General features: G+C 42.4%; 6 protein-coding genes and 1 tRNA gene. 4 read left to right on the plus strand and 3 right to left on the minus strand.

Annotated elements, in window-relative coordinates:
* Positions 1 to 413 precede the first annotated feature (413 nt).
* Together IM793_RS18825 and IM793_RS18830 are read right to left on the minus strand one after the other, a co-directional pair.
* Entirely contained in the window at positions 414 to 1,697 is a 1,284-nt protein-coding gene (locus IM793_RS18825) for an amidohydrolase family protein (protein WP_227256318.1), read from the minus strand.
* A 414-nt stretch (positions 1,698 to 2,111) separates the two neighbouring features.
* Complete coding sequence (locus IM793_RS18830) at positions 2,112 to 5,156, minus strand: ATP-binding protein (RefSeq protein ID WP_193424046.1); 3,045 nt, start codon at positions 5,154 to 5,156, stop codon at positions 2,112 to 2,114.
* 1,561 nt (positions 5,157 to 6,717) lie between these two features.
* Here IM793_RS18830 and IM793_RS18835 point away from each other — a divergent pair.
* Genes IM793_RS18835 through IM793_RS18845 form a run of 3 tightly spaced genes read left to right on the plus strand, consistent with a single transcriptional unit; the run spans position 6,718 to position 12,432 of the window.
* Positions 6,718 to 8,109, plus strand: a complete 1,392-nt coding sequence (locus IM793_RS18835; RefSeq protein WP_193424048.1) for a TolC family protein — start codon at positions 6,718 to 6,720, stop codon at positions 8,107 to 8,109.
* Between the two features lie 7 nt (positions 8,110 to 8,116).
* Entirely contained in the window at positions 8,117 to 11,338 is a 3,222-nt protein-coding gene (locus IM793_RS18840; RefSeq protein WP_193424050.1) for an efflux RND transporter permease subunit, read from the plus strand.
* Positions 11,339 to 11,352: 14 nt separating this feature from the next.
* Positions 11,353 to 12,432 carry an efflux RND transporter periplasmic adaptor subunit gene (locus tag IM793_RS18845; protein ID WP_193424052.1) on the plus strand — a complete coding sequence of 360 codons (1,080 nt, stop codon included), beginning with the start codon at positions 11,353 to 11,355 and terminating at the stop codon, positions 12,430 to 12,432.
* 595 nt (positions 12,433 to 13,027) lie between these two features.
* Here IM793_RS18845 and IM793_RS18850 read toward each other — a convergent pair.
* A tRNA-Met gene (locus IM793_RS18850) sits at positions 13,028 to 13,101 on the minus strand.
* 1,216 nt (positions 13,102 to 14,317) lie between these two features.
* Between IM793_RS18850 and IM793_RS18855 the strand changes: the two genes are divergently transcribed.
* Complete coding sequence (locus tag IM793_RS18855; RefSeq protein ID WP_055911440.1) at positions 14,318 to 14,698, plus strand: START-like domain-containing protein; 381 nt, start codon at positions 14,318 to 14,320, stop codon at positions 14,696 to 14,698.
* Positions 14,699 to 14,714 lie beyond the last annotated feature (16 nt).

Raw genomic sequence — 14,714 nt, forward strand, 5'->3', positions numbered from 1 at the left:
AGGTTGCAGCTTTGCCAACTTCAGCCTCTTGTTGGAGCGATAAAACCCACTATCCGTAGCGTTCCGCAGGAGTTCTGCGGATTAGCCAATAAAAAAAGTTTCCGGCTCGGCTTAGATAAAATGAAATAGCTTTAACCAAAAAAAGTCCATCTTTCGATGAGCTTTTAATCAGTAGCCGTTACTGGACAAATTTCGAATTTTTTCTTACCTGATTTGCAAGCATTGGTGAAGGTTGCTAATTATCTTAAACATTAAAATAAGGTTCGTTTTTTTTTAATGCATCTATTTTAAAGAACTTATAGCATTTGTACTTTGTTATTTCAGCGTGAACTGTAATTAAGTCTTATAAATTGTTGGAAACTGAATGTTGAGAAGACGCAGTTGACTATGGAATCAGTGGCTTCGCCGATTTCTCATTCAAAATCCATTCTTTTTTTCCAGTCATATCTATTTTTATTGGCGGTATTTCGTTCTGCCACAGCACTAAGCATACTATCCATTATCTTTTTATCTATCCATTTGCCATTCAGGAATACACCAGCTATTTTTCTTGTGTTTCGTATATCCTTTAGTGGATTAGCATCCAGTAATACAAGATCGGCATATTTTCCAACTTCCACAGTTCCGATCTTGTCTTCAATTCCCAGCCAGATTGCAGGTAATCGTGTGGCCGATACCAATGCTTCTTCCGGACTAAGACCGGCTTTCACGAGGAGTTCAATTTCGTCGTGAAGCGAGAATCCCCAAACGACTCCAGGATTCCCGGCATCTGTGCCTGCGACAATAGGTACTCCAGCTTCCTTAAATGCTTTAACTAAACGCATGTTAAACCCAACCATTTTCTCAAAATAGCGAATGCGTCCAGCCGTACTTTCCTGGTTGTAAGAATTTGAATATAACCATCTGCTTTGTATGAGCGGATGCACATATTTAAGACTGGAAAGATTACGAACACCTTCAAGCGAACGCGACTGGCTGAGAATCCACTCCATCGTAGTTAAAGTCGGTGTAAACCAGGTTCCATTTGCCTTAGTGATCTTCGCATAATATTGTGCGTCCTGATCAGTGAAATCCTCGCTTTGTTTAGCATATTCTTCCGCATGAGCAACCATAGCGAAATTAGGCACAAAGGCGTCATCTATATGGCCCTTAAACACATCCGGAATATGACCAACAACCTTCATTCCCTGCTTGCTGGCTTCATCAACGATCGCTTTATACGTTTCTACGTTCAGGTGAGAGTATACTTTTACAAATTCGTAGCCCTGGGCTTTGGCCATACGTACTGTCTGTCGACCGTCAGAGGCTGTATTGGCCTTATTACCAGAACCCTCTCCTCCATCTATCAGCATTGCCAGCGCCATGCGGGGGCCGTACAGGTTTCCTTTTAAGATTTCATTTCTCTGTCCAAAATGCTCAACCCTTGCATTTAACTCAAAAGCTGTCGTAACACCGTTTACGACATATAATAACATAAAATCCTGTGTGTCCGTAAAAATTGTGGCTCCTTTTGTTGGATAACTTGAGCTAAGATTGATGTCGGCCAAATTGTGGACATGCATATCAATTAGTCCCGGAATTAGCCATTTACCTTTTCCGTTAATGACCTTAGCCTTACCTGGAATTGGCTGGTTAATGGAAAAGATCTTCTTATTTTTAATGATCACCGTAGCATTACTAATGATCTTACTTTCCATTGTCATCGGAATAATGTTGACATTTTTGATGACATATATTTCTTCTTTCTGAATATTTTCCTTTGGTGATATACGTCCAGAGGATCGATCTAAAACAGTACATTGGCAAAATATCAAGGTAATAGAAAATATTAAAGATAGATGGGATATTGTTCTTTTACTCATTGTAGACATAAAGATAATTAAAATTCTACAATCTTGAGTTGTTAATCAGTTTGTGGCGTTAAAATCTAGATTAGAGATAGTTGGTCCGCAGGAGTTCTACGGATTAGCCAATAAAAAAGAGTCGCCGACTCGGCTTAGATAAAATGAAATACCTTTAACCAAAAAAGCCCATCTTTCGATGAGCTTTTAATCAGTAGAGGGAATAGGCGAAATGTCGAACTTTTATGGTGATTTGCAAACAATCTATGATTATAATCTTTCTGCCAATACTGAAAAGAAACTATAGCCTGACCATGATTTCCTGCTACCTATCACGTAAAAACGTCTTTTGGCACGCGTTAATGCAACATTGAGCATGTTGGGCTTAGATGATGCCCATTGTCTAGATCCAGGTTTGTCGGGATCACTGCCGAGTATCAGAAAGACAATGTCTGCTTCCTTACCTTGAAAGGTATGGATGGTTCCGCATTGTATTTTTGAGTCTATAGTATGAAATTCCTGTTTACATCGGTCTGCAACCGATTTAAAAGGAGAGATAACAAATATCTCTTGATGTGCTTTTCCAAGTAACTGAATTTTTTCTTTTAATAAGGAGATCTCCTCTTCAATAACTTGTTTGTTTTGGATATGCGTACCGTTAATATCGAACCAGGCAGATGCTCCCAGCACACATTCGAAGGGGATATCCGCCATGGCCTTCACCATTTGATTACCGTAGGCAATCTCATTGGAGATGGCAAACATGGGGTTGTTGCACCGGCGGTGGGTACGTAATGGAAACCCCGTCCATATATCTTCATCATCAATGTCCTGCTTCATCCAGGTACCCCCGGCAGTTATTCTATCAGCCAAAATTTGTGCTGAGCTTCGTAATGGTGACCAAACTGCATCTGTCTTATGTTGTTGATTCAATATGTTGATCAATTTAACAGGCGTAGTAACGACCGGTTCGATCTGTAAGGGGTCGCCGATAATAATGCTCCTTTGGGCTCGGTAAATAATTCCTGCTGCAGATTGCGGTGTGGCCTGTCCCGCTTCATCGAGTAACAACCAACCGATACTTTCTTTTCCCAGACTACCGAATAGACGGCTGACAGAAGCTAACGAGGTTGAAACAACAGGAATGCAAAAGAAGAAGGACTGCCATAAACTTAAAGCGATATGTTTGGAAACCTCCACTTTGCCATCCATTAGTTCCATTAACAGACCAATATTGTTTTTAAACTGCTTGGCATTTCTCAAAATGACATGTTCATGCAATAACAGGCTCTTAAGAAATATCTCGCTCCGCAGTTTATTTATACTAACGGATGACCAGGGATTACATTTGTGAAAGGTGTTCTTATCTGTTTCAAACGCGTTCAACAAATTTTCATCGGGAATATCTTTATAGGCTATACCATAATCGCTGTGGAGTCTTTCTTTTTTCTTATTGTAAATGCCCATCCGCTGATTAATCTCTTCTAATTGGGCCAGTAATTGTTTTATTTCTTTCTCCTTATCAGTAATTTTCCTGTCTAGGTTATCTTTCTCTTTTTGAACCGCTATGCTTTTGGTAGTAAGTTCTGTGTGTTCATTTAATAGCAGCAGGTATGGTCCGTTCCATTTTTTAAATGTTTTCGTATTAAACAGTTTCTGGAAAAAGAAAAATCCCGGTTTTGTAGATTGGTGCACCTGAATACCATATTGAATTTCAGCAAGCCGATTTTTAAGGCCTGCCAAATCTTTAACTACCTGCTTTCTGCTATTCTGGATCTCCTCAAGAAGGGCAGCAAGCTGGTCAATAATGTGTATTGTCCTTATTTTATTCTTTTGGTCATTTAAATATCCGGGAACCAATTGATAGAATTCGGAAGCTACTTGTCTGAATTCATAAAATTCTTTTAGTAATGCCTCAAGTTCAGATTTTGTTTTTTCGTAGTGTTTAAGATGTTCGAACGTACGGTCCTCTTTTTCCGGATTGTTATATAGGGATTGTAGGAAAGCAGCAAATCCAGGTTCGCTATCGTTCCTGTACCAGAAATTATTCTTAAAAAACGCCCTGTTTTCCGAGTTCCCCAAAGCTGCGGCTAGTAGTCCCCAACTGTCGGCCTCAATTAAATTTTGGGAGAAATCAGCGAAATATCTGGCATTTGGGAACGTGCCCCTGTCTATTTTTCGCTCATCAGGCAGTTCTTTCGATATATTTTCTACGGCAGCATTATTATTGCTAGCCACGACTATACCCACATCTTCAAAGACATCACTATTGGTAGGGAAATGATAGGCGAAGTTGTTTTCCCTCTCTATTTTCTGGCCTCGGGCAAATAGGGAGGAAATATCCTTTTTAATCAGTTTCTGTGCACGAATCACTATCACCTCGGCTACGATGTCTGATAAAAGTGTCGTTTTTCCAGTACCAGGAGGGCCATTGATGCCTATTAGACCGTTGTCCTTAAGTAATTCTAAACTGGTATTGACAGCACCTGTTTGCGCTGAATAAAGACCATGGCCGGGATTGGAGGGCCAACGTCCAGCTGGTATCTTTGACGGATCTATGGTTTTGAAAAAGGCGTCTGAATTCAGTAGTAAATCTGTACGGTCAGGCTGATGGGTATTGATGCGCAAATAGTCATCCAGCCCTTTTCCAAAAGAGCTGGAGTTGTTGACGAGTTGATTGAGGTCTTCGAGATAGAAACTGTTCAAAAATGCGGTGTCACCCTTGGACTGTTTCGAGACTTGTATGGACTGCACATAAATATGGCTATCGCAGACTATGCCGGCAACGTTGAGATTGTTTAGAACAGCGACCTCTTTTTTTAAATGTGCGGATGTGATTGTAGGTGCCAAGGCACTGTTTAGGTCCTCTGCATCCTGGTTGTAGGGATATCGTTCCCTAAACTTTTCTTGTGCCTCGTCCAATAGCTTGGTAATCTCTGATAATTTTCTGCCGTCCTGCAAGCATTTGATGCCATATAAATAGGAGGCCTGTAAATAGGGGCTGTCGCCAGACAATCTCCCTTGTTCATTTAAGATCAGGACAGCCATACAGGTATTACCGGTCGGTCTCTCCAGCCAGTCCGGTTTTTCAGGGGTATCGTCCAGGGCTTTCCCTATAAGATCGATTATCTTTTCTTTACTATGCTTGCCCAAAAAAACAATATGCCTCCACATACTATTCTGTTTGGGCACAAAAGGTAATTCCCAGGGCAATGCCTTGTTCAGGTCCACCAATTTGGCACTAGAGGATAGATCAGGAAGGGAGAAGATTTCGATATCTTTCCAGAATGATAAAATGGATTTTTGTTTGTTCAATTCAGTTTTTAAGTTTTACAAGGCCTACATTTTTACTAAAAATACATATTTATTAATTGATGAGCCAAAAGCAAACTATTGGTTTGAATATAAAAAGCTCTAAGGGTATAAAAAAGGAACCCCACTATCCGTAGTGTTCCGCAAGAGTTCTACGGATGAGCCAATAAAAAAGAGTCTCCGACTCGGCTTAGATAAAATGAAATAGCTTTAAACAAAAAAAGCCCATCTTTCGATGAGCTTTTGATCAGTAGCCATTACTGGACAAATTTCGAACTTTTTCTTGGCTGACTTGCAGGAATTGGCGAAAGTTGCGAATCATTTCAAAATTTAAAGGTAGGTTACTGGACATTTTTCGAACTAAATTAGCAGGCAATAACCGGTCTAAGCAGGATAAAGCTATAGCGATTACTCACTTACATATCTGTATTTGAATTAAAATAGTGTCGAAAATCCATTGAAGTGAAATTGTTATTTCACTAAATTGACATGACTCTCGGTGAATGTTGTAGAGTCAAGCTTCAATATGTCTAACTTTTATGAGCATTGTGAGGCAGTTGTGAATTTTGATAAGATATTAGGGAATAAGGTTGATGCCCAGTATAGGAAAAAAAAGACTATAATAATAGATAGTAAATTTGTATAATATCTTTACCACAACGGCTATACGGTTTCTACTGAATGGCTAAATTAATTCCGGAATTAGAGTCAGTGAATTTCGATAAGTAAAACGATGCCATCTGTTGTGTTAATCTCACAATTTTAATTAACGAAGTACCGTTTAATGTTGAATCTAAAATTTCCAAACTCAAGCCCATTCTTTGTATGTAAATTAGACTTTGGGGACAGATATAATGATTGATCTATTCAAGATAAATGAACTTTGAATTTTTGACACATTATTGAGCTTTGGGTACATTGGATTAGATGCTATCTGTTTACATATCTTAGCCTAATATTTGTTGATATTTTGTAACGGTTTTGTTGCCATTTATTCTCTCATCTTTTTAGATTAATGCTGATTTTAGCCGCAATATATTTAGGTTGTTAAATTTGAAGGATTTGAAGATTAAGCAGGTGCCCAATTGCTCTATAATCGGAGTTGTTTTGCTGTACCTGATTATCTCTCTGGGCAACATCTTTTTTTTATCCAACTTATCCCTTTTGGAGTCCGCCCGTGGAATAAAATCAGCCGGACAGTACAACGGCAGCTTTTCTCCGCTTGGAAAGGATTCAAAAATTACCAGACAGTTTAAGTGCATTCTTGATGAACGGAAAAAAACCGTGCTTCCTGTTCTGGAAGCTGTTATCATCGGGATCATTTTGCTTTTTGGGCTTGGGCTTTTAGCCACCAACCTTAACAGGTATTTTCTTGAGATCAGATACAGGATTGCCGGATCAGTCCCAATTTATATTTCCAACCAGGTCTTTCGGATCTGAGATTTGTCTCCAATTTTTTTATTGACAGGTCCTTCATATGATGAGGTGACGACGGACGGTTAATCACCCGGTTTCCTGTCGCGAAATCCGTCAAATCTTTTTCCTTAAATTTTAATTTAAAGACATGATCCGTATTAAACAGATTTTCTGTTTGTTCCCACTTTTATATATGGGGCTGGAAAGCCATGCCCAAACTTCCCCTAAACCCATCGGGATCGTCGATCTGATCGATCACGTGACCGCTTTTTCGCCCTCACTGGCTGCTGATTCAGCAGCAGTGGATATCCGGGCCGCCCAGTTAAAAGAGACCGCGGCGAATGCCCTTCCAAACCTGAAGCTTAACTATCAGGCGGATCTGGGCTCAAACAACAACGTGGCAGGGCCTTACATGGCCTTTGGTATCGTTCCTTCCAATTCTAGGGGCGTTAGAACCGAAAGCACTACCAAGGCTGCACTTACTAATCTTGGCATAGTTTCCCTTGATTGGGAGGTGTATAATTTTGGTGCCTACAAGGCCCAGAATGCGGTAGCCAAATCAGAACTTGTCGCTGAGCGTTCCAGGTTTGCCCAGCGGCGCTATCAGACCAGGGCCATTGCCATTGATGATTACCTGAGCCTTTTAAAGCTTCAGGATATGCTATCTATTCAGAAGCAGAACATCAGTCGCAACGAGCAGATCGGCCGCTCCATACTGTCCCTAGCCAGAAGCGGTGTGCGCCCGGGAGTAGATACCAGTATTGCGGGTGCTGAACTCTCCAAATCAAGGCTGAACTATATCGAAATGGACAATACCTATAAACAGGTCCAGCTAGATATTGCAGCAATCAGCGGGCTGAATCCGGAGGGTATTGTTGCCGATAGTACGATCCTCGACCGGCTAAAATCGCTTGAGGTAAACCTATCTGTAAATTTGACCGACAGTTCAAGCCATCCGCTGCTTGATTTTTACAAAAGCAATTACCTTAGCAGTATTGAGAAGGAAAATTTGGTCCGAAAAGCCTATAACCCAAAGGTAAGCCTGCAAGCTGCGGCCTGGTCAAGGGGATCAAGCATTGATGCCAATGATAATTTCAACAGTCTTTCTAATGGCCTGGAATGGCAACGGGAAAATTACCTCGTGGGCGTAGGGATCAGCTATAACCTTTTTGATCTGCGCAGGCGTCAGTTGAAGCTTAGGACCCAGAAGGCCAGCAGTAACTTTTACTTAAAGGAACTGGAGCAGGAGAAACTAATGTTATCAAATGCTGCCCTTCAGGCGGGCCTCGAAATCAGTACCGCGCATAAAAGACTCGATGAAATACCAAACCAGTTAAAAGCAGCCGCCGCAGGATACCGCCAAAAGCTCTCCCTTTATAAAAACGGACTAACCGATATCATTGAGCTCAATGCAGCCCTGACCATTCTCTACCGCGCAGAAACTGATTTTGTCAACGCAAAGTACCTGTACGTCCGGGCTCTTTTTCAAAAGGCTATTGCCACCAATCAAGTAGATTCCCTGTTAAACGCATTAAAATAATAAAGATATGTCAATGGTTACCTCGGCCCTGAAAAAGCCGATTACAACAGTGGTGATCACCGCGAGTTTACTGCTCTTTGCAGTGCTCAGTGCGTTGAAGATCCCAATAGATATTTTTCCCCAGCTTAATTCTCCAACTATATATGTTATCGAATCCTACGGAGGCATGTCTCCCCAGCAGATGGAGGGTTTTTTCTCTACCCGTCTGCAGGATCAGTTCCTTTACGTTAATGGCGTCAAGAATATTACCGCCAAGAACATTCAGGGTTTGACGATGCTCAAGCTGAGTTTTTATGAAAGTACAAATATGGCCGAAGCCTCAGCCCAGGTTGCCCTCCAGGTAAACCGGGCCATGAAGTTCTTTCCACCCGGAGCACTACCTCCGCAGGTGGTCCGCTTTGATGCCTCTTCACTGCCTGTGGGCCAACTTGTGCTCTCAGCCAAATCTCGCAGCCTGAAAGAAATCTATGATATGGCGGCAACGCGTATCAGGCCTATGTTTTCCTCGGTCGCCGGACTTTCGGCACCACCGCCTTTTGGAGCTAATTCCCGATCCATAACAATAAGTGTAGACCCCAGCAAGCTAAGGAGCTACAACCTGACTCCGGACGAGGTGGTAGGGGCCCTATCAAAATTCAATGTGATGTCGCCTTCGGGAAACCTTAGACTGGACAATACCATGATGGTAACCTCCATGAACTCCCTGGTTAAAACGGTCGATGAATTCAACAACATTCCCATAGCTACAAAAAACGGCGTTTCGATATTGGTAAGGGATGTGGCAAGGGTTGCCGATGCAGCGGATGTTACCGTGGATTATGCACTGATCAACGGAAAACGGTCGGTTTATATTCCAGTGGTCAAAACCGCAGATGCATCAACCTGGTCGGTGGTTAAATCCTTAAAGGCCAAGATTCCGGAAATGCAGAGCCTACTGCCGGATGATGTCCACATCTCCTATGAATTTGACCAGTCTGTAGCGGTTATCAACTCGGTAAAAAGCCTGATCACTGAAGGTGGTCTGGGCGCACTATTAACAGGGCTTATGGTATTGTTATTCCTGCGTGACCTGCGAAGCAGTCTTATCGTGGTGATTACCATTCCGGTATCGATTTTAATTGGTGTGCTTTTACTGGGCATGTTTGGTCAAACCATTAATATTATGACGCTGAGCGGTTTGGCACTTGCAATAGGAATTTTGGTCGATCAGGCAACGGTAACGATAGAAAATATCCACCAGCACCTGGAAATGGGCAAGCCCAAACGCGAGGCCATTTATGATGCCTGCGAAGAAATTGCTTTCCCACTACTGCTGATCCTGCTGTGCATCTTAGCAGTTTTCGCTCCATCCTTTATGATGAACGGGATACCAAAGGCAATGTTCCTGCCGCTATCCCTCTCGATTGGCTTTACCATGATTGTCTCCTTCATCGTAGCCCAGACCCTGGTTCCGATTTTATCCAACTGGATGATCAAGGAAGAACGTTACCAGCACTATGACCATGGCAATATCCATGCCCATGCAGGAGAGGCGCTGGACGAAAGAGAAGCAGAACAGATTGAAAAGCACATGGAAAACGAAAAGGATGAGCCGGAGAAAAACGATTTCTTTGAACGGGTAAAGGTGAGATTTATGGCGATCATCCAACGGTGGATGCCGATGAAAAAAGGAATTGTCGGAATTTATCTTTTTGCTGTTATTATCCTTGCCGGACTGGGCTTTGTTTTTATTGGAAAGGATATGATGCCAAAGCTCAATAACGGGCAGTTCCAGATCCGCATCAAAGCGCCTGATGGCACCAGGCTAGAGCGCACCGAAGAGAAATTCAAGCAGGTACTCTCCATTATCAATCAAACGGTGGATAACCATGTCGCAGTCAGTTCTGGCTACGTGGGGCTAATCCCCAGCAGTTACGGAACCAGTAACCTGTATATCTTCAATACCGGTACCCATGAGGCCGTGCTACAGGTAAACCTGGATGAAGATTACAAGGTGAATATGGATGAACTCAAAGATGCCCTGAGGAAGAATATAGCGTATAAACTTCCAGATTTGCGTATCACCTTTGAACCCATAGACATGACTGAAAAAATCATGAGCCAGGGTGCTGCCACCCCGATTGAGATCAGGGTAGCAGGAAAAGATATGAACCAGATCGAGTCTTACGCTAATAAGGTTTTAGCAAAACTTAAAAAAATAGATTACCTCCGTGATATCCAGATTGCTCAGCCCCTGCACATTCCCGTGGTTTCCATTACCCTTGACAGGTTAAAGGCGGCGCAGTTTGGGCTAAACGTGGTTGATATTGCAAGGTCAGTTACTGCCAGTACCTCATCCAGCCGCTTTACAGAGAAGAATCAATGGCTCGATGAAAAAACCGCCTATACTTACCAGGTGCAGGTACAGGTTCCAGAGTATGTGATGAATACGATGGATGAGCTCAAGGAAATTCCTTTGGTCAAAGGGCAGAGCAGTCCGGTACTGGGCGACATCGCTACTTTCAATACCAGTTACCTTCCGGGGGAATATGACCGCTCTGGTCCAAGACGCTTTCTGACCGTGAGCGCAAACATTTATAAAAAGGACCTCGGAACGGCAACTGCTGATGTAGAAAAGGCACTAAAGTCTGTAGGTACACCTCCAAAGGGACTAACTGCGGAAGTGAAAGGTATGTCGAGCCTGTTGACTGAGACACTGTCTTCTCTTCAGGGCGGGCTTGCCTTTGCGATATTGGTTATATTTCTGCTGCTTGCAGCCAATTACCAATCTTTCAAGCTTTCGCTGACCGTGCTTTCGACTGTTCCGGCAGTAATCCTAGGCTCACTGACTGCGCTGTTGCTGACAGGTTCAACACTTAACCTGCAGAGCTATATGGGGATGATTATGTCCACGGGTGTTTCGGTTGCCAATGCGATTCTAATCGTTACCAACGCCGAAAAACTCAGACTTGAGTATAAGGATTCAACCCGCGCTGCCATCGTGAGTGCCGGGATTCGTTTAAGGCCGATCCTGATGACCAGTTTTGCAATGATAGCTGGGATGATCCCGATGGCTTCAGGAATGGGCGAATCCGGTGAACAGACCGCGCCGCTCGGCAGGGCGGTTATTGGCGGGTTATTCTTTTCAACCCTGGCTGCGCTCTTCATCCTTCCGCAGGTCTTCGCCTGGGTACAGAAAAAAAGCAGCTTAAAAGAACCCAACCTAATGCCTAGAAAAACAAAACTTTAAAAAAGATAAACAACATGAAAACCAGATTCATTCCAATTATAATTTTGATCAGTACGCTGGCAGCTTGCAGCGGAAATCAGAAGCCCGTGGACATCAGTCCCGCAAAAAACGGCAAGGAAGCCAAATATGAAACGGCCAAGGTTGAAGAGCAGGCCCTTTCCAGTTATACCCGTATTCCGGGAATGCTCAAGCCTTTCAATCAGGTAAACATTTTTCCGAAAGCCAACGGGTTTGTGAAGGCCATATTGGTCGACTTAGGATCGAAGGTCAGCAAAGGCCAGCTGCTGATGACCCTGGAAGCACCAGAACTCGAATCGCAATTGCAATCGGCAAATTCCCGTTACCTGCAGGCACGAGAAACGGCATCGGCAAGCAGTGAAAAATACAGGCGGCTTAAAGAGGCCGCAAAGGAAGAAGGTTCTGTATCACCCCTGGAACTTGACAATGCCCTTTCCAGAATGAAAGGAGACAAGGCCATTGCCGAAGCCGAACGGTCAAATGTATCCTCAGTACGTACGATGCAAGACTACTTGAAAGTATATGCACCTTTTGACGGGGTCATTGTGGACAGGAATGTATCACCGGGAGCACTGGTGTCAGCAGGGAAATCTTCGGATCTTCCTATGCTGGTATTGCAGGACCTGACCCACATGAGGCTTGAAGTGTCCATCCCCGAAGATTATGTGGACAAGGTAGATTTAAGCCAGATGGTCAAGTTCCGCTTCAATGCACTGCCTGGCGAGCAGCGCCAGGCAAAGATCAGCCGGTCTGCAAATTCACTGGGCAATATGCGCCAGGAAATTGTGGAGGTTGATGTGGCCAATAAAGATAACAGATTGAAGGCCGGCATGTATGCCGAGGTCGAAATCCCGCTTAAATCCGGTGCTACCTCGCTACTGGTACCCAATTCCGCTATTGTCCGGTCTACAGAACGAAAATATGTAGTGGAAGTTGAAAACGGTAAAGCCAAGCTCGTTGATGTCAAGGAAGGGATGAAAGGGACAGATATGACAGAGGTTTTCGGTGCAATTAAAGCCGGGACAGCGATCGTCTCGCCTGCGAACGATGAGATTAAAAACGGTCAGGCGCTATAGTATTTTGTCGGGCGGATCGTAATCCGCCCGACAAATCTTTTTATTAGTCAGATAAGAAAAAAGGAAAATATGAAAGATCTAGAATTTAACCATGAGTTTGAAATCGGGGGAAAACACATTTGCATAGATGTCCCAAAAGAAAAGTGTAACCAGGTCTATATTGAGGGAGAGCTGGTTGGGACGGTCTGGGAATGTAGAAACATGGGGTAACATCGTTCATCTCCAGGGACTTTAAGCTCTTACCTTACCTCAGGCGCATCTCGGAGGAACTGAAACTATTTCACAATATGTCTTTGTGAGTAGTACCATGAGGAAATACTGGCTCAGCACAATGCTGACATTGAGTTTTTTAGTTATTTCGGTCATTCTTAGGGCACAAGTGGATAAACCAAAATGTTTGATCCCATCTCGCCAATTTTATTGATCGCATTAATTGTCTGGAAATTAACACCTTGTAGGCTTTATGTTTTTGGTGAGATGGAGTCAATGAATCCAATTGGCTGAATGTATTAAAGCGCTCTGCGTTGTTGTACCTATGTTGTATTCAAAATAAAAAAGCCTCTAGCTTTTTGTAGCTAAAGGCTTGATAATCAGGTAGCGGGGAGCAGGATCGAACTGCCGACCTCAGGGTTATGAATCCTGCGCTCTAACCATCTGAGCTACCCCGCCGGGCTTAATATTTACTAAATAACGTAAATATCGATGTGGTTATTTTTAAGAGTTGCAAATATAGAATAAATATACATTTTAATAAAAAGAAATGTGAAAAATACTGTAAAGCCTTATTGGTCAGTAAATTTGATTGTCTTTGGTCGGCTCTTTTTATTATTTTAAGCCTTGAGCGCGATGTTTTTTGGAATAAATAACGCAACGAATTGCTGTAAATCGGCAGGTATGTGCCAAAATTAAATTCATTCCTGGTCTTAGTATGTTATTTATAGCAACTGCGGGCGTATTTCAGCAGGCCATTCGCGCTGATAAATTAATGCGTTCAACAAGATTGATTACCCCCTGGTGCTACCAGGTTCTCACCAAAGTAACCCTTACTATAGCTGATGTTCGGCAATCCTTTACCCTTTAGGTAATGAATGAGGTAACGCCAGGGTAAAGAATAGGTAAGCAAAGGGTAACGCTGGGGTAAGCATGGTACCTAGAATAGGTAAACAAAAGGTACAGGATGGGTAAAGGAATTTGGTGTGTCCTATACTGAAGCCAATTAACCAGTCCGGGGTCTTATTCGAAGTCAGTTAACAGATTTTAAAAATTACCCGCCTTTTTTAACCATATAAGACATATAAGGTTCATATAAGTTCAATCGAAAACTTAAATAGACTAAATTCTTTATATGGTGAAAGACCTGTACGCCAGTTTTTATAGCGGATTTAGTGATATTCTTTATCACCCAGCTCGGCGACTTTTTGCCTTCTATCGGTGTGCTTCGTGGTTAAATAACCATATAAGACATATAAGTTCAATCGAAAACTTAAATGGACTAAATTCCTTATGTGGTGAAAGGACTTTACCCCCGCTTTTTATAACAGATTTAGCTGTATTCTTTATCCCTCCCAACTCTGCGGCCTTTGTGCCTTCTCTCGGTGCGCTTTGTGGTTAAGAATATGGAGAATATAAGATAGATGATGGAGCTTTTGGTCAGAAGCCAGTTAACCGATGAAATCAGGCCGGAGGCTAGCAGCGGTAGTTTTGAGTTGATTAACCGGTTTAAACAATTAACCTCAATAATCAGTAAACCAATGGCAAATGAACCACTAAACCTGCACCATGAACCAATAAAAATTATATTGTTGCAGATATAGAATAAATTACCTTTCTTTAGAAAAATAATATTAAAAAATAGTCCGGAAATTATCCTGGTAGTGTACTAAAAATGGCAGAAAAGAAAAAATTTACACTAGAGTACGAGGTTAGATCGTCACCACGCATATTGTATAGTTTTATAAGTGAGCCAAACGGCTTATCGCAATGGTTTGCGGATGATGTAAATTTTCGTGATCAGGTATATACTTTTACCTGGGATGATGAGCAGTTAAAAGCCAAACTGGTTTCCATTAAAGAAAATAAACTGGTTAAATTTAAGTGGCTGGATGATGAACCTCAATGTTATTTTGAGATGGAAATTGTACAGGACGAACTAACCAACGACGTTGCTCTCTCGATCACCGATTTTACTACTGATGAGCTTCTTGCAGAGAAAAAATTAATCTGGGATAACCAGATCGATTATCTGATTAGCGTTTTGGGTGCGTAATATTATCTCCGTATTG

Origin of the sequence: Pedobacter sp. MR2016-19 (genome assembly GCF_014947265.1) — a bacterium.
Taxonomy (GTDB): Bacteria; Bacteroidota; Bacteroidia; order Sphingobacteriales; family Sphingobacteriaceae; genus Pedobacter.

Bases quoted from the DNA above. Each gene is read 5' to 3' on its own strand.
- IM793_RS18825 (WP_227256318.1), bottom strand. From the start codon at position 1,697: ATGGAAAGTAAGATCATTAGTAATGCTACGGTGATCATTAAAAATAAG.
- IM793_RS18835 (WP_193424048.1), top strand. From the start codon at position 6,718: ATGATCCGTATTAAACAGATTTTCTGTTTGTTCCCACTTTTATATATG.
- IM793_RS18840 (WP_193424050.1), top strand. From the start codon at position 8,117: ATGTCAATGGTTACCTCGGCCCTGAAAAAGCCGATTACAACAGTGGTG.
- IM793_RS18845 (WP_193424052.1), top strand. From the start codon at position 11,353: ATGAAAACCAGATTCATTCCAATTATAATTTTGATCAGTACGCTGGCA.
- IM793_RS18855 (WP_055911440.1), top strand. From the start codon at position 14,318: ATGGCAGAAAAGAAAAAATTTACACTAGAGTACGAGGTTAGATCGTCA.